The following is a 17,423-nucleotide window of genomic DNA, read 5'->3' on the forward strand; positions in this document are numbered from 1 at the left end:
GGGGTGTAGATATGAAGCTTTCCCATGATGAATTAAAGGGGTTAATGAAAAATAAACTGATGCAGGCAGGGCTTAAGGAAGACCATGCGGATAAGACGGCAGAGATTCTTACCTGGTCTGATGAAAGAGGCTATCACTCCCACGGCGCCGTGCGGGTGGAGTATTACGCTGAGAGGATAGCCAAGGGCGGAATTACGGTTGAGCCCAAATTTGAATGGAAGGAGACCGGGCCGTGCTCCGCTGTCTTTGAAGGGGACAATGGCTGCGGGTATGTGGCATCGGTCCTGGCCATGGAAAAAGCCATAGAGATGGCCGGAAAGGCAGGGGTTGCCGTGGTGGGCATCCGCAATATATCCCACAGCGGTTCCATTGGCTACTATACGGAGATGGCAGCCAGGAAAAACATGGTGGCCATTGCATTCTGCCAGTCAGACCCAATGGCGGTGCCCTACGGAGGGACAGAGCCTTATTACGGAACCAATCCAATCTCCTTTGCAGCTCCAACGGCGGACGACAGGACCGTTGTCTTTGATATGGCAACCACGGTCCAGGCATGGGGCAAGATACTGGATAAACGTTCCCGGCATGAAGCCATTCCGGATACCTGGGCAGTGGATGAGAAAGGCCGGCCGGTTACGGACCCCAACCTTGTGAATGCCCTGGTTCCCATTGAGGGCGCCAAGGGATACGGGCTTATGATGATGGTAGACATCTTCTGCGGCGTGCTCCTGGGGGTTCCCTTCGGCAAGCACGTAAGCTCCATGTACCATGACCTGTCCAAGGGCAGGGAACTGGGACAGATGTTCATTGTCATGGACCCGTCCAGGTTTGTGGGCCTGGATGCGTTTAAAGCGTCCATGTCCCAGTCCCTTGACGAGCTGGGAGAAATGCCGGCCGCCCAGGGCTTTGGAAAGGTCTACTATCCGGGAGAACGCGCTGTCATGAGGCGGGATAAAGCCTATGCCACAGGCGGCGTGGAGATTGTGGATGAGATTTATGAGTATCTGAAGAGCGATGATATACACTTTGACAAGTACGACCACAAAAACAGGTTTGCCGAATAAGGAGAAGGGAAGCGTATGTTAAAAACCATAGTAAAAAAGGGGAGTTACCATGATTCTGTTGTCCTCATGCTTTTGACCAACCAGATTTCCGCCATAGAAGGTGTAAAGAAGGTTTCCATCATGATGGCGACGCCTGCCAATAAAGACATATACAGACAGAGCGGTCTCAGCACCGGCGAGCTGGAGGAGGCATCAGCCAATGATATGGTGGTGGTTGCCGATGTGGAGGACGAGGGACTGCTGGACGGAATCATGGAGGAAGTGGAAGCCTTCTTCAAGAAGCAGTCCACTGCAGAGTCGGATAAAAAGGGAGCAGAGGCAGTGCGGTCCTGGGAAAAGGCTCTGGGCAGGCTTGCGGATGCCAATCTTGCGGTTATCTCCATACCAGGCGCTTACGCTGCGCTGGAGGCGGACCGGGCATTGGACGAGGGCATGAACGTGTTTATGTTCAGCGACAATGTGACGCTGGAGGATGAGATTCAGTTAAAAAAGAAGGCCCATGAAAAAGGTCTGGCGGTTATGGGGCCGGACTGCGGCACAGGCATCATCCAGGGCGTTCCCATTGCATTTACCAACCATGTGGCTCCGGGGCCCATCGGAATCATCGGTGCGTCGGGAACCGGCATCCAGGAGCTGACCACGATTATAGACCGTCTGGGCGAGGGCGTAAAAAACGCCATTGGCACCGGAGGAAGGGACCTGTCCACTGAGGTGGGCGGAATCACCATGATGGATATGATTGAGGCCATGGAGCAGGATGACAGCGTAAAGGTGCTGATTATCATATCCAAGCCGCCTGCAAAGGCGGTGCGGGACCGGATTTCCGACCGCCTGAGCAGCTTTAAGAAGCCGGTGGTCACCCTGTTCCTGGGTGAAAAGCCGGAGTACCATGAGGAAAACTTCTACCATGCCTATACCCTGGATGAAGCGGCCCGTCTGGCTGTGGGACTGGTGAGGGGACAGGAAATCGGGGAAGGAACCGTGGAGACGGACAGCTCCTGCTTCTTTAAGGCAGAGGAAAAGAAAACCATCAAGGCCTATTACTCAGGAGGCACCCTGGCAGGGGAAGCAGCCATGCTGATTAAGGATGCCCTGAACCTTAAGGTGCCGCCCCAGAAGGCGGAAGGCTTTATGCTGAAGACGGACGGACATATTGTGGTGGATTTGGGAGACGATGTATACACCCAGGGCAAGCCGCACCCCATGATTGACCCTGCCAAACGCATTGAGTGCATGCAGGAAGCCATCGACGACCCGTCCACAGGCGTGATTCTTCTGGATATCATGCTGGGCTACGGTTCCCATGAGGATATGGCGGGAGCCCTTCTTCCGGCAATCACCCGTCTGCGGGATAGGGCAAAGGAAGAAGGACGGAAGCTGTTCTTCGTGGCAACTGTCTGCGGAACAAGAAGGGACTTCCAGGGCTATGACAAGGCTGTGGATACGCTGAAGGAAGCGGGCGTCATTGTGTGCGAAAACAATAAGCTGGCTGTACATACGGCTGTCCGCGCCATTGGCCTGGATTTTGACGAGCCGGAAAAGGCTGTCCGTCCCAGGAAAGTGGCCGGGATTGAGAAGACAGAGGCGTCCGGGAAACTGCTGGAGCTTTTGTCTCAGAAGCCAAGGGTCATCAATGCGGGCCTTAAGAGCTTTGCTGAGGTCATTGAACACTTTGGATGCGACGTGGTTCAGTATGACTGGGCGCCTCCGGCAGGCGGCAATGTGGAGCTTATAAAAATGCTGAATTTCCTTAGAAGCTGTCCTGAGACGGATATCGACCAGGCCAACCGCTCGGTTATCGCCAGGGTGGTGGCCAGCCAGCCGGTAATTAAGGATGTGGTGCCGGCCAGGTCAGTGATTCGGGAGCTGAATGACGGCAAGGTGATTCTCCATGCAGGGCCGCCCATCCGGTTTGAAAACATGCCGGACCCGGTACAGGGCTCCTGCGTGGGTGCAGTCCTCTTTGAGGGATGGGCCGGCACGGAGGAGGAGGCAAGAAAGCTGCTTGCATCCGGGGAAGTGACCTTTATTCCCTGCCACCATGTAAAGGCCGTGGGCCCCATGGGCGGTATTACCTCCGCCAACATGCCTGTGTTTGTGGTTGAGAACCAGACCCACGGCAACGAGGCTTACTGTACCATGAACGAGGGCATAGGAAAGGTGCTGAGATTCGGAGCCTATTCCAAAGAAGTGGTTGACCGTCTGCTGTGGATGCGGGATGTGCTGGGACCAACCCTTGGAAAGGCCATCCGTTCCATGGGAGGATTGAATGTGAATCCCCTTGTGGCCAAGGCAATTGCCATGGGAGATGAATTCCATCAGAGGAACATTGCGGCTTCCCTGGCCTTCCTGAAAGAGGTGAGCCCGGTAATCACCAGGATGGAGATGGATGAGAAGGACCGCTACGACGTTATAAAATTCCTGGCCGACACAGACCAGTTCTTCTTAAATATCATGATGGCCACAGGCAAGGCTGTTATGGACGCGGCAAGACAGGTTACGGACGGCACCATTGTCACCGCCATGTGCAGGAACGGCGTGGAATTCGGTATCCGTATCAGCGGTATGGGGGATGAGTGGTTCACGGCTCCGGTCAACACGCCCCAGGGACTTTACTTTACCGGGTATGACGGGGAGGACGCCTGTCCTGATATGGGAGACAGCGCCATCACGGAAACCTTCGGCGTAGGCGGAATGGCCATGATTGCCGCCCCGGCCGTTACCAGGTTTGTGGGAGCCGGCGGGTACGAGGACGCGCTGCGCACCAGCACAGAGATGACGGAGATAACCATTGACAGGAATCCCAACTTCATTATACCTAACTGGAATTTCCAGGGGACCTGCCTTGGAATCGATGCCAGACTGGTGGTGGAAAAAGGCATTACACCGGTTATCAACACGGGGATTGCCCACAAGGTGGCCGGCTACGGCCAGATAGGAGCCGGCACCGTGCACCCGCCGGTGGCCTGCTTTGAAAAGGCTGTTGCGGCATATGCAAAGAAATTGGGGTTTTCTTTGGACTGAGTCAGGACTAAATAAGGGAGAGGGCTTATGGATAAAAAACGGGTTGTGATTGCTCTGGGCGGCAACGCCCTGGGCAGGGATATAGAAGAACAGAAGCAGGCAGTGGCAAAGACGGCTGAGGTAATCGTGGACCTGGTGCAGCAGGGCATGGACCTGATTATCACCCATGGCAACGGCCCCCAGGTGGGGATGATTCAAAATGCCATGGACCGGCTGGCCTGCAGCTATGAGGATTATAAGGAAACGCCGCTGCCTACATGCGTGGCCATGAGCCAGGGGTATATCGGAATTGACCTGCAGAATGCCATTAAATACGAGCTGTACAAGAGAAACATGGATGTAAAGGTATCCACAATTCTGTCCCAGGTGGAGGTGGACCCGGAGGATGAAGCGTTCCGCAATCCCACCAAGCCAATCGGCCGGTTCCTGACTGAGGAAGAGGCAAAGAAGAACATGGAAAACGGGATTCCCTGCATGGAAGACGCGGGAAGGGGCTACCGCATTGCAGTGGCTTCCCCCATGCCCATGAAAATCCGGGAGCTGAAAACCATAGAGACGCTGGTGGATGCCGGCCACATTGTCATAACCTGCGGAGGAGGAGGGATTCCGGTGGTCAATGACAACGGAAAGCTCTCAGGCGTCAACGCAGTCATTGACAAGGACAATGCCAGCAGCCTGCTGGCAGCGGAGCTGGAGGCTGATTACCTCATCATCCTGACGGCCGTGGAAAAGGTGGCCATCAATTTCGGAAGGGAGAACCAGGAGTGGCTCAGCGACCTTACGGTGGCCCAGGCAATGGAATACATTGCCCAGGAACAGTTCGCCAAGGGGTCCATGCTTCCAAAAATCGAGGCAGCCATCCGCTTTGCCCAGTCAGGCGAAGGCAGGCGTACCCTGATAACCCTGCTTGATAAGGCGGCGGAGGGAATTGCCGGAAGGACAGGAACAGTAATACATAAGTAGGCGGGAGATAAATTATGAACATACCAACAAATCTGTTTATGTGGATAATGGCATGTCTGCCAATCATTGTCCTGCTGCTGTTAATGATCCGGTTCCAGTGGGGGGCTACGGAAGCAGCCCCCGTGGGACTGGCCATCACGATTGTTACCGGCATTGTATTCTATAAAGCGGATATCAGGCTGCTGGCAGCCGAGAGCGCAAAAGGCATATGGAGCGCGCTGATTATCCTTCTGATTGTATGGACTGCCATTCTTCTGTACCAGGTGGCGGATGAGGCCCGTGCCTTTCTTGTAATCCGCAACGGGATGAGAAAGCTTCTGCCCAACGAACTTCTGATGGTTCTGGCCCTGGGATGGATACTGGAGAGCTTTCTCCAGGGAATCACAGGCTTCGGTGTACCGGTGGCAGTGGGAGCGCCCCTGCTCATGGGCATCGGCGTGGTTCCTGTATTTGCGGTCATCATACCTTTATTGGGGCAGGCGTGGGGCAATACCTTCGGAACCCTGGCAGCTGCCTGGGATGCCCTTGCCATGTCCACGGGACTTGTGCCCGGAACACCGGATTATCTGGCGGCAGCCTTCTGGGCAGGGGTGTTCATCTGGATGTGGAATGTGGTGATTGGCCTGGTGATTTGCTGGTTTTACGGAAAAGGAAAGGCTGTAAAGAAAGGGCTTCCCGCCCTTCTCATCCTGTCCCTGATTCAGGGCGGGGGAGAACTGCTTCTGACCAGGGTTAATACAACCATTGCCTGCTTTCTTCCGGCCTGCGTATCCCTGGTGGCCCTGTTCCTGATAGGCAGGATGAAGATGTACAGGCAGGAGTGGAGCGTGGAAGACAGCCGGCTGATGGACCGCAGGAACGCGGCCGGGACATCGGACGGGGCGCCGGCTGACATGACGCTGGTGCAGGCCTTTGTGCCCTATATCCTGCTGACCGCGGTCACCATGGTGGTGCTGGTGGTACCTCCGGTGAATCATCTGCTGAACCAGGTGTCCATTGGATTTTCCTTTCCGGAGACATCCACCGGGTATGGATTTGTGAACCAGGCATCGGAACTTTTTTCGCCTTTGCGGCCCTTCACCCATGCAAGCATGTTCCTGTTCCTGTCATCCATTGCGGGACTGGTATATTTTGGAAGGCACGGATGGATTCGGCCGGGAGGGGTTAAGCGTGTGTTTGTGCGCTCCGTAACCATGTCCATGCCTTCGGGAATCGCCATCATCGGTCTGGTCATCATGTCCAAAATCATGGGAGGAACCGGGCAGACCAGCGTGCTGGCGGACGGAATTGCAAGGGTTCTTGGCAAGACCTACGTCATATTGGCTCCCCTGGTGGGAATGGTGGGGTCCTTCATGACCGGAAGCAATATGTCATCCAATATTCTCTTCGGGGAATTCCAGGTAACCACTGCCGGCCTGCTTCATCTGAACCAGGCGCCAATCCTGGGAGCACAGACAGCGGGCGGTTCCATCGGAAGCGCCATCAGCCCCAGCAATATCATCCTGGGGACCACCACGGCGGGGATCCTGGGCAGCGAGGGACAGGTGCTGAAGAGAATCATTCCCTTCACCACCATTATGACGCTGGCAATCGGTATAATTGTGTTTCTGACAGTGGCTGTCTCATGACACGCAGGCAGCACAGGGGGAAAGAGAGGATACTGTATGGAGACAGAGAAGTTTTTTAAGACAAAGGGGGGCAGGCTGACCGTGGCCTTTGCAGCCATCCTGGCGGCGTTTGCCCTGATTCTGACAGAGCTTAGGATGCCGGGAGACGGGTCGTGCCTGTCCGGGTTTATCCTGCTGGTAGCGGCCATGCTGTACTCGCCGTTTAAGGTATATGTGATAGACAGAAAGAAGTCAAAAGAAATAAAATAGAGGGAATGGAAGGGCGTTCCCAAAAAAGAACAGAGAGGGTATAGGAATGGTAATTGAGGATATAACAGGCAGAATTGCCAGGGATTTGGAGCATTTAAAACAGTATACTGCAACACCGGGGAACGGCTGCACCAGACTTCCGTTCACAAAAGAAGCCAGACAGGCCGTGGAGTATCTGAAGGAGCTGATGACAGAGAGCGGGCTGCAGGTGCGGGAGGACGCTGCCGGCAATGTGTTTGGGGTACTGCAGGGCGAAGACCCTGACGCTCCCTGCGTCATGATGGGCTCCCACTATGACTCTGTGTACAACGGAGGGGATTACGACGGAATAGCGGGCGTTATATGCGCCATTGAGGTGGCCCGTCTCCTGACAGAGGAGGGAATCAGGCCCAAAAGGGATTTTGTGGTGGCAGGGTTCTGCGATGAAGAGGGAACCCGGTTCGGAACAGGATACTTTGGTTCAGGAGCCATCCTGGGGCACCGGGACGTGGAATACACCAAGAAATTCCGGGATAAGGACGGCATATCCATCTATGAAGCCATGAAGGAATACGGGATGGACCCGGAGCGGATTGGGGAGGCTGTCTGGGAGAAGGGCAGGATTGGCTGCTTCCTGGAAGCGCATATTGAGCAGGGACCGGTCCTGGACACGGAAGGAACCGAGATAGGGCTGGTAGACTGTATTGTGGGCATCCAGCGGTACATGGTGACCGTACACGGCAGGGCCGACCATGCGGGAACCACTCCCATGGATATGAGGATGGACCCTGTGGACGCAGCTTCAAAGGTTATCTCCAGAATCGCGGACTGGGCCAGGGAAAAGGCGGACGGAACCGTTGCCACCGTGGGATATGTGAATACCATACCGGGGGGAATGAACATTGTGGCGGATACAGCGGAGTTTACCGTGGATATCCGTTCCAGGAATAACGACAACATAAACGACATTGCAGCCAGGATAAGAAAAGCCCTGGAACGGGCTGTAAAGGAGTACGGCGGCAGCTTTGACATGGAGAATAAGCTGACCATTACACCGGTGGAGCTTTCAAAGGAAATGCTGGACGTGATGGAGGAAGAGTGCAGGAGCCGGGGCTACAGCTGCAGGCGCATGTTAAGCGGCGCAGGCCATGATGCCCTGGAAATCGGGCAGGTGCTTCCCACGGTCATGCTGTTTGTTCCGAGCAAGGACGGACGGAGTCATTGTCCGGTTGAGTTTACCAGATACAGCGACCTGGCCAAGGCAGCGGTGGTCATGGAAAGGCTGGCGAAAGAAAAGGTTTTGGCATAACATATAAATATAGAAAAGACACAGGCGCAAGAATACTTGTATGCGTCTGTGTCTGTTCGTGTTATAATGAATGGTAACGTTGACCGGGCAAATAAAGGCGGTGGGGATGAAGATGGGATTAACGGTAAGAGAACTTCTTTTGACAGATGAAATGAAGGAAATAAAGGTACTTGGAGGCAGCAGGGGACTGGACAGGGAAATCAAAGGCGTGACAATCATCGAGGCGCCGGACATTGTAAAGTTTATTGACGGAGGCGAGGTTCTGCTGACTGGTTTGTATGCATTCCGGTCCTGTACGGTAGAAGAATTCCGCACATATATTAACGAGCTGACAAGAAAGAGCGTCAGCGCCCTTGTGTTAAAGCGGGGCAGAGAGGTGGACAATGCAGACACCAAGATTGAGCTGCTGTTTGCCTTTGCAGAGGAACATGACATCCCGGTTCTGGAGGTTCCTTTTGAGGTTTCCTTCAGGGATATCATGAGCCTGATTATGGAACGGCTGTTCAACGAGGAGGTAACCAGGCTTAAGTATTTTAAGACCACCCATGACAATTTCGCCGCCCTGGCCATTGCGCCTGATTCCACGGGAAAAGGGGTGGATGAGATACTGGATGTGCTGTCAAAGCTGATTCGCAATCCGGTGGCGGTTTTCAACCAGAACCTGTCCTGTCTGGCAGCCACGGACCAGGCGTCCAGGGAATTTGCTGTCAGCAGGGACGCAGTGCCTTTTGAGCCGGGTACTTATTCAAACTACACCTATATGAGACAGACAGGGGAGGTTTCCCAATGTCTGATTCAGGTAAAGATGAGTTTCCGGGAAAAGATATACCTGGTAGTGACAGAGTTAAACCAGCCCTTTGGGACCATGGACTGCATTGCCGCGGAGAGCGCCATCACGGCCCTGCGGTTTGAATTTTCCAGGCAGTATGCGGTGACGGAACTGGAGAAGAAGTTCCAGAATGATATTATACACAATATTCTGAACGGAAAAATACATTCCATGGGAGAGCTTCAGAAGAATACCAGCCTTCTGGGGGTTGACATCAACGGCAGCTACCGGGTCATTGTATTCGGAATGACAAACGAGAGCATGGCCAGAGGGGATTTTAAGGCAAAGGTAAAGGATATCGATGTATTGAGCGATTTAATCCGGAGCCGTATATCCAAAGCTAAAATTCATAACGACCTTGATAAGATTGTAGTGATACAGGAGGTGGACCGGGAACAGACCCAGGAAGAATACCGCAAAAACATTAAAAAGATAGCGGAACAGGTCCAGGGGGATGTGGCTAGATATAACAAGTATCTCAAGATTAAGGCAGGGGCAGGGAGAGTGGTGGACGGCATCATCAATCTTCCGGAGAGCTTTAAAGAGGCTAACGAGGCATTTATGTTTGTGGATGTGGCGGGAGAGACGCCGGAGGACGGCAGCCCCCAGATTATGCTGTTTGCGGACCTGGGTATATTTAAGCTGCTGTGCCAGTTAAGCGACCCGTCCATGCTGCTGGAGTATGTGCCGGAGGGACTTCAGAAGCTTTATAACTATAAAAAGCCCCAGAGGGATGACCTGATTATTACCCTGAGGGCGTACCTGGACCGGAACCTGAACCTTTCCAAGACAGCCCAGGACCTTTACGTGCACTATAAGACCGCTGTCTACCGCATTGAAAAGATAGAAAAAATAACCGGAATTGATTTTGACAATGCCAACGAGGTGCTGGCTGTGCGGATTGGTCTGGTGGTGTATAAAATGATAGAGAATTACAACAAGGACTTCATATAGAGGCAGGAGAGATAGTTTATCCAGACTAGATAAATTATCTCTCTATTTTTATCTGTTTGCTCCGATGTAATCCGTTAAAATATTATCTATAATGTGCAATATAGATAAGAAGTACAGAAAAGAAATATAGGGCGTGTACAAGATTGCCAACAATCGGAAGCAAGGAGGGGTTAAATGGATATCAATTTAGACAGGATTCTTAACCGGCTGGAAGAACTGTACCAATGCGGGGCCCAGGAAGACGGGACATTCACCCGTATGGCCTATTCGCCGGAGGACAGGAAAGGACGGGAGACTTTTATAGGATATTTCCGGGAACTGGGAATCGAATCAAGAATGGATGCAGCCGGAAACCTGATTGCCAGACTGGAGGGAGAGGACCCGGACCTGCCGGCTATTATGACAGGCTCCCATCTGGACACGGTGCCGGACGGCGGAAGGTATGACGGGGCCCTGGGCTGCGTGGCCGGACTGGAGGTGTGCCAGACGCTGCTTGAGAGCGGCAGAAAGCTGCGCCATCCCCTGGAGGTTGTGGTATTTACGGATGAGGAAGGCTTCCGGTTCGGAAGCGGTATGCTGGGAAGCGGCGCCATGTGCGGCCAGGACCTTCACGTCAGCGGGGAAGACCAGGACATGTACGGCCAGTCCAGAGAGGATGTGCTTAAGGCCTGCGGATTAAAGGTGGCGGACCTGGGAAATGCCAGGAGGTCCGCTGAATCAGTACACTGTTTCCTGGAGCTTCATGTGGAACAGGGGGCCTCCCTTTACAAGAACCGGATTCCCGTGGGCGTGGTTACATCCATTGCAGGGGTGAGCCGGTTTGAAATCAAAGTTACGGGAGAGGCCAACCATGCGGGAAGCACGGTGATGGAGGACAGAAAGGATGCGCTGGTGGCTGCCGCCAGATTCGTGGCCCAGGTTCCGGAGATAGTGGCCATGTACGGCAATCCGTTTACAGTTGCCACCGTGGGAACCATGAAGGTGGTGCCCAACTCCGTGAATGTAATTCCTGGGGAGGCCGGCTTCCACCTGGAGATACGTGACCAGGATGAAAAAATTATGGAGACCATAGAGCAGAAACTGAGGGAATGCCTGGATGAAATCTGCCGGGAGATGGGGGAGGAGTACAGCTTCAACCGGTTCTCCTACCATGAGCCTGCGCCGATGACGGAATGGGTAAGGGATGCCGTTGAGGCGTCCGTCAGGAAACTGGATATTCCGTATGCCAAAGTCCCAAGCGGGGCCTTCCATGATTCGCTGCTCATGACAACGGTTTTCCCCACAGGAATGATATTTGTTCCGAGCGTGGGCGGAATCAGCCATTCCAGACATGAGTTTACAGAGGGAAAGGATATTGGGCTGGGATGCAGGGTGCTGCTGGAGACAGTCCTTCGCGCAGACAATCTATAAGCACTGTAAAAAACAATAAAAATAAAATGTGAAAGGCAGGTAATGTTATGGAAAAGAAAAGAATTGGTATTATTGGCGGAGGTATTTCAGGAACATGTCTCGGATATCATCTGAGCCTTTATGACAATGCTGAGGTCATTGTATTTGAGAAGGATACCATTGGCGGGGCTTCCACGGCCAAGTCCGCAGGAACCGTATGTCTCTTTGATGATTCGCTGAGAAACAGATACTGGGACGTAAGGTTATATGGTTTTGAGTCATATCTGAAGATGGAAGCAGAGGAAAAGGGCTCTGCCGGGTTTGACAAGACAGGAACCCTGGTGGTTGCAACCGACGAGAAGGTAGAGGCTACCATTAAGACCGGCATTGCGCTGGCAAAGGCAGCCGGTTATACAGGCGAGTACATAACGGACAAGGACAGGATTAAGGAAATCCTTCCTGATATCTCCACAGACAATATCCTGGGCGCAGGCTACACACAGGATGACGGATACTTTGACGGAACCATGATTTCCAATACCTATGCAAAGAAGATGCAGAAGAACGGCGGCGTTATCAGGACCGGCGTGAAGGTGACGGAGGTTCTGAAAGAAGGAAATAAGATTAAAGGCCTTAAGACAAACGACGGCCAGGAATACGAATTTGACTATGTGGTGGACTGTACCGGTCCATGGAGCAAATTTACCGGCGAGATGGTGGGCATGGACGTGCCGATTTGGCATACAAAGGCAGAAGCATTCTTTTTATGCCCTCCTGGAAAGAAATTAGGATATACCTTCCCGGTGCTGAAATATCCGGCCTTTTACGCCCTCCGCGCAGGAGACAATATCTTTATCTGCAAGTCCCATCTTTCCATGGACCTGAACAATCCCATGCATGCGGGACAGTGGAATCCGGACAAGCTTCCTGCCACAGGCGGAACCGACGATTACTTTATTGATTTCCTGTTAGACCAGCTGGAGTGCAGGGTGCCGGGCATTGTGGACAGCGGACTGGTATCATCCTGGCTGTCATACCGTGCAGAGCCAAAGGACTTCCTTCCCATTTTAGGCGAGACGCCGGTGGAGGGCTATATCCTGGCAACCGGTTACGGCGGCAACGGCGTTATCGAGGCGCCGGCTGCCAGCAGGGACCTTGCAAAATTCATTATGCGGGGGGAGAAGACACCGCTATTGGAAGACTGGGCATTTGAGCGTCTGTTAAAATAAGAAGGCAGCGGAGAGGAGAAAATATGGATATAGCGGTTCTTATAAAACAGGTTCCTGTTTCCAATGATGTTTCCGTGGACCCCGTGACCCATGCCCTGATTCGTTCCAGTTCAGAGGGCATGATTAACCCTGCGGACCTGAACGCAATTGAGGCTGCCATGGTTTTAAAGGAACAGACAGGCGGCAAGGTGACCGTATTCACCATGGGACCGGCTGATGCTGAGAAGGCGTTACGGGACGCCATGGCTCTGGGATGCGATGAGAGCTGCCTCATCACGGACCGGTGTCTTGCAGGAGGAGATACCATTGCAACGGCCAGGGTGCTGGCAAAAAGCATTGAGAGATATGGAACATTTGACCTGCTCTTAAGCGGTGCGCTGTCTGCGGACGGCGCCACCGGACAGGTGGGTGCCATGGTGGCGGAATATATGGGCATCCCCCATGTGGCTGAGGTACAGGGACTCTTATACGATGAGGGCGGCAAGGACTGTATCACGGCTGTGAAAAAGTATCAGGGCATGGAGTGGAAGATTAAGGCGTCCCTGCCTGCCCTGGTGAGCATATGCTTCGGAAGCAATGAGCCGCGTCTGGCAACCCTGCGCTCCAAGAGGGCGGCCAAGAACAAGCCCCTGGAGGTATATACCAATGCAGAGCTTCAGCTGGCGGCGGAGGAGATTGGCCTTCCCGGCTCTCCCACAGAGGTAACGGATTCATTCCAGCCTGAGAGCACCAGAAAAGCCCGGATGCTTACGGGCACGCCGGAGGAGCTGGCGGCCAGACTCAAGGAGCTGATTGAGATTGAGAAAGGAAAAGAATAGATGGCGAACGGAATTTGTGTTTTTGCAGAAAATTATAATGGGAATTTAGAACCCGTTGTGGCAGAACTGGTCCGCGCAGCCCATTGCATCAAGGAAACCACCGGTGAAAAGATACAGGCCGCTGTCCTGGCCAGGGACGGTAAGAACCTGGTGGCCCAGCTGGAACAGCTTGGGGTTGATGAGATATATGTGGTGGAGACAGACAGGGACTGCCTGTTCCAGGATGACGCGGTAAGCCAGGTGATGGCGGAAATGCTGAAACGCATGGAACCTTCCAGCGTGCTGATTCCGGCCACTCCCACAGGCCGCTCCGTCTTTTCCAGAGTGGCTGCCCGTCTGGGCTGCGGTATGACGGCGGACTGCACGGAATTAGCCGTGGACACCAGGGAGGACGGCAGCTTTTACATCAAGCAGAACAAGCCCTCCTTTGGGGAAAATGTATTTGTCACCATTGTGACAAAGAAAGGGGTCTATCCCCAGATGATGACAGTAAGGCCCGGCGTGTACACTCCCTATGAGGCGGAGGAGGGCAGAAGGGCGGATGTTGTATATTATAAAGACATCGCCCTCCCGGAATCCGGGATTCAGGTAATGTCGAGCGCGCCTGCATTAAGCGATACGGACAGCATCCTGGCAGCAGAGGTTGTGGTGGTCGGCGGACGCGGCGCTGAGAGCGAGGAAAACTTTACGCTCTTAAAAAAGTTTGCCGAAAAGCTGGAAGCTGCAATCGGAGGCACCAGGCCGCTGGCAGATACCGGATTCATTCCATTTGAGCACCAGATTGGACAGACCGGATTCACCATACGGCCCAAGGTCTGCATCTCCCTGGGCGTATCCGGAGCCATCCAGCACACGGAAGGCATAAAAGACACCAAGCTGTTTGTGGCAATCAACCAGGATGAAAGCGCGCCGATATTCAATATTGCGGATTACGGCATGGTCTGCGATATGAAGGATGTGCTGGAAGCTTACATGAAGCTGTAAGCCGGAGCCGCGGTATGCACCGGCAGAAAGGAAGGGACCATGGACTTATTAGAGATTATGAGGAAGAGGCGCAGCATCAGGAACTACAGCAATGAGGCGATTCCGGAGGAAGACCTTAAAAAAGTGCTGCAGGCAGGCCTTTTATCTGCGTCTGGCAAGGCAAAACGTCCCTGGGAGTTTATCGCCGTGCGCAGCAGGCAGACCCTGGACACTCTCTCCGGATGCAGGGCAGGAGGCGCGAGCATGCTCAGGCAGGCCCAGTGCGCCATAGTTGTCATTGGCGATGAAAAGGAGCAGGACGTGTGGATTGAGGATTGTTCCGTGGCCATGGCAAACATGCATCTGATGGCATCCAGCCTGGGGATTGGCAGCTGCTGGGTCCAGGGAAGGCTGAGGGACGCGGACGGAAAGACCACGGAGGAATACGTAAGGGAATGCCTGGGATTTCCGGAACATTACAGGCTGGAGGCCATCCTGGCCCTTGGAATGCCGGCGGCAGAGGCGCCTGCGTATCAACTGGATGAACTGCCCATGGAAAAGATAAAATGGGAGAGGTATCAGAATTAAATTTAAGAAGGAATACTGTCAGAGGCAGCACTCCGCAGAGGAGAAAATGACAGGAGGGGAAAAGCCGCCGGGCCAGATTGGGTCCGGCGGCTTTTCCAAGTCTTGTAATATGGGCGGGGATGTTGTATATTGTTAATACAATGCCTGAAACAGTCTGACAGCAGGTGCTTATAGGAGGAATGTATGGAGGAAAAGGGAAAGAATGTGGCCAGCCGTATAAAGACCGAAACACAGGATAAGGGCAGGGAAAAGGATAAGAAGGCCTTAAGGCCGGACTGCCTGGACCACCTGGCCCTGCCCCGCACCGTTCACCTGGTGCCCATGGACTATGTGGAAGGATATGCGGTCAGGCCCGGGTTCTATGAGATAAACGGCGCTACCGCCATACCGGGAGGCGTCAACTTTACGGTGTACTCACATGGGGCCACGTCCATTGAACTGCTCCTGTTCAGGCGGACGGAGGAGGAGCCCTACGCGGTCCTTCCCTTTCCAAAGCATTACCGCATCGGCAATGTGTATTCCATGATTGTATTCCAGCTGGATATCGGTGAATTTGAGTATGCGTACCGGGTGGACGGCCCCTATGAACCGGAAAAGGGGCTTATATTTGACAAGACCAGATATCTGCTGGACCCCTACGCCAAAGCGGTGACAGGACAGAGCCGGTGGGGGGACCCGCTGCCGGGCTGCCAGCATTATAAGGCCAGGGTGGTCAGGGATGATTTTGACTGGGCGGATATGGCACAGCCCCTGACCCCGATGGAGGATTTAATTATTTACGAACTGCATGTCAGGGGATTTACCATGCATGGCTCCTCGGCCGTACTTCATCCCGGAACCTTTGAGGGATTGATGGAGAAGCTCCCTTATCTCCTGGAACTGGGCGTGAACGTGGTGGAGCTGATGCCTGTATTTGAATTCGACGAGATGCAGGATTACCGGGAGGTGGACGGCCGGAAGCTTTATAATTACTGGGGATACAACACAGTAAGCTTCTTTTCGCCCAACACCAGCTACACTGCCGGAACGGAGTACAACCGGGAGGGGAATGAACTTAAGAAACTAATCCGGGTGTTCAACCAGCACGGGATTGAGGTCTACCTGGACGTGGTGTTCAACCACACGGCGGAGGGGAATGAGGACGGGCCTTTCTTCTCATTTAAGGGATTTGACAACAATATATATTATCTGCTGACCCCTGAGGGATATTACTACAATTTCAGCGGCTGCGGCAATACCATGAACTGCAATCACCCCATTGTACAGCAGATGATTGTCAACTGCCTGCGCTACTGGGTCACGGCCTACCGGATTGACGGGTTCCGTTTTGACCTGGCTTCCATTATGGGACGCAGCCAGGACGGCGCTCCCATGAGCAAGCCTCCCCTGCTTGAGGCCCTTGCCTTTGACCCCATTCTGGGCGATGTAAAGCTCATAGCCGAGGCCTGGGATGCAGACGGACTTTACCAGGTGGGCACCTTCCCGTCCTGGAACCGGTGGGCGGAGTGGAACGGCAGGTACAGGGACGACATGCGCCGCCATATCAAGGGAGACGGGGGCATGGCCCAGGCAGCCGCCCTGCGCATCGCCGGTTCCCGGGATATCTATGCGGACCGTGACAGGAAGAACGCTTCCGTGAATTTTATTACCTGCCATGACGGATTTACCCTTTACGACCTGTTCTCCTATAATGTAAAGCACAATGAGCCAAACGGATGGAACAATACGGACGGTGCCAATGACAACAACAGCTGGAACTGCGGCGCAGAAGGGGAGACAGAGGATTCTCAGGTGGAAAAACTGAGACGGCGCATGGTGCGCAATGCGTGCGCCCTTCTCATGTGCAGCCGGGGAACGCCCATGTTCCTGGCAGGAGATGAGTTCTGCAACACCCAGTTCGGCAATAACAATGCATATTGCCAGGACAATGAGATTTCCTGGCTGGATTGGGGAAGGCTGGGGCAATATAAGGATATATTCCGGTTTTTCCAATATATGATACGGTTCCGCAGGACCCACCGTCTGGTACGGGCCAATGTGAGCGGCGGGGCCTGCGGCTTTCCGGATGTGAGCTTTCACGGGGTAAAGCCCTGGTGCAGCTCCTTTGCGGAGTATGAGCGATATGTGGGAGTCATGTTTGCCGGACAGGAGGAAGGAAAAGGCCCGCAGACCGTGTACATTGCTTCCAATGCATACTGGGAGGCCCTGGACGTGGAGCTGCCGGCCCTTCCCGGCGCAATGGCATGGGAGGTGGCCGCGGATACCTGGGAGGAGCTGCCGGCTCCAGGTCCCCTGGAGGGCGGAGGATTCAGGATTCGTCCCAGGACCGTGATGGTGCTGGTGGGAAAATAGGAGTGCCGCCCAGGGGAAGGGGGCGTATGATGGCGCCGGTTCCCCTGGTTTCTTAAGCTGAATTCCAGTTCCTTACAAAATCATA

The 17,423-nt window shown here is 53.9% G+C and carries 13 protein-coding genes; all 13 read left to right on the forward strand.

Going from position 1 to position 17,423, the window contains the following annotated elements; translation table 11 throughout:
* Positions 1–11 precede the first annotated feature (11 nt).
* The 13 genes from allD (at position 12) to FGS84_RS03070 (ending at position 17,338) form a co-directional block, all read left to right on the forward strand.
* On the forward strand, positions 12–1,064 hold the full coding sequence (gene allD, locus FGS84_RS03010; RefSeq protein WP_138306170.1) for an ureidoglycolate dehydrogenase: 1,053 nt from the start codon (positions 12–14) through the stop codon (positions 1,062–1,064).
* Positions 1,065–1,079: 15 nt separating this feature from the next.
* Positions 1,080–4,088 (forward strand): DUF1116 domain-containing protein, encoded by a 3,009-nt coding sequence (fdrA, locus tag FGS84_RS03015; RefSeq protein ID WP_138306171.1) that lies wholly within the window; start codon positions 1,080–1,082, stop codon positions 4,086–4,088.
* 27 nt (positions 4,089–4,115) lie between these two features.
* Positions 4,116–5,051 carry a carbamate kinase gene (gene arcC / locus FGS84_RS03020; RefSeq protein WP_138306172.1) on the forward strand — a complete coding sequence of 312 codons (936 nt, stop codon included), beginning with the start codon at positions 4,116–4,118 and terminating at the stop codon, positions 5,049–5,051.
* A 14-nt stretch (positions 5,052–5,065) separates the two neighbouring features.
* The gene (locus FGS84_RS03025; RefSeq protein ID WP_138306173.1) at positions 5,066–6,679 is read left to right on the forward strand and encodes an L-lactate permease; all 1,614 of its coding nucleotides are present in this window, start codon (positions 5,066–5,068) and stop codon (positions 6,677–6,679) included.
* A 36-nt stretch (positions 6,680–6,715) separates the two neighbouring features.
* Complete coding sequence (locus FGS84_RS03030; protein WP_138306174.1) at positions 6,716–6,928, forward strand: hypothetical protein; 213 nt, start codon at positions 6,716–6,718, stop codon at positions 6,926–6,928.
* Between the two features lie 46 nt (positions 6,929–6,974).
* Positions 6,975–8,216 (forward strand): M20 family metallo-hydrolase, encoded by a 1,242-nt coding sequence (locus FGS84_RS03035; RefSeq protein ID WP_138306175.1) that lies wholly within the window; start codon positions 6,975–6,977, stop codon positions 8,214–8,216.
* A 106-nt stretch (positions 8,217–8,322) separates the two neighbouring features.
* Positions 8,323–9,999: a PucR family transcriptional regulator ligand-binding domain-containing protein gene (locus FGS84_RS03040; protein ID WP_330640948.1), complete on the forward strand. Its 1,677-nt coding sequence runs from the start codon at positions 8,323–8,325 to the stop codon at positions 9,997–9,999.
* A gap of 174 nt (positions 10,000–10,173) precedes the next feature.
* Entirely contained in the window at positions 10,174–11,409 is a 1,236-nt protein-coding gene (locus tag FGS84_RS03045; RefSeq protein ID WP_138306177.1) for a Zn-dependent hydrolase, read from the forward strand.
* Between the two features lie 47 nt (positions 11,410–11,456).
* A complete protein-coding gene (locus FGS84_RS03050; protein WP_138306178.1) occupies positions 11,457–12,617 on the forward strand; it encodes an FAD-dependent oxidoreductase in 1,161 nt (386 codons plus the stop codon).
* Positions 12,618–12,640: 23 nt separating this feature from the next.
* Complete coding sequence (locus tag FGS84_RS03055; RefSeq protein WP_138306179.1) at positions 12,641–13,435, forward strand: electron transfer flavoprotein subunit beta/FixA family protein; 795 nt, start codon at positions 12,641–12,643, stop codon at positions 13,433–13,435.
* Positions 13,436–14,419 (forward strand): electron transfer flavoprotein subunit alpha/FixB family protein, encoded by a 984-nt coding sequence (locus tag FGS84_RS03060; protein WP_138306180.1) that lies wholly within the window; start codon positions 13,436–13,438, stop codon positions 14,417–14,419. It abuts the gene before it with no gap.
* Between the two features lie 39 nt (positions 14,420–14,458).
* Complete coding sequence (locus FGS84_RS03065; protein ID WP_138306181.1) at positions 14,459–14,986, forward strand: nitroreductase family protein; 528 nt, start codon at positions 14,459–14,461, stop codon at positions 14,984–14,986.
* A gap of 321 nt (positions 14,987–15,307) precedes the next feature.
* Positions 15,308–17,338 (forward strand): alpha-amylase family glycosyl hydrolase, encoded by a 2,031-nt coding sequence (locus FGS84_RS03070; RefSeq protein ID WP_347563775.1) that lies wholly within the window; start codon positions 15,308–15,310, stop codon positions 17,336–17,338.
* Positions 17,339–17,423: the final 85 nt, after the last annotated feature.

Source organism: Clostridium sp. 1001271st1 H5 (assembly GCF_005845215.1).
Taxonomy (GTDB): Bacteria; Bacillota; Clostridia; order Lachnospirales; family Lachnospiraceae; genus Enterocloster.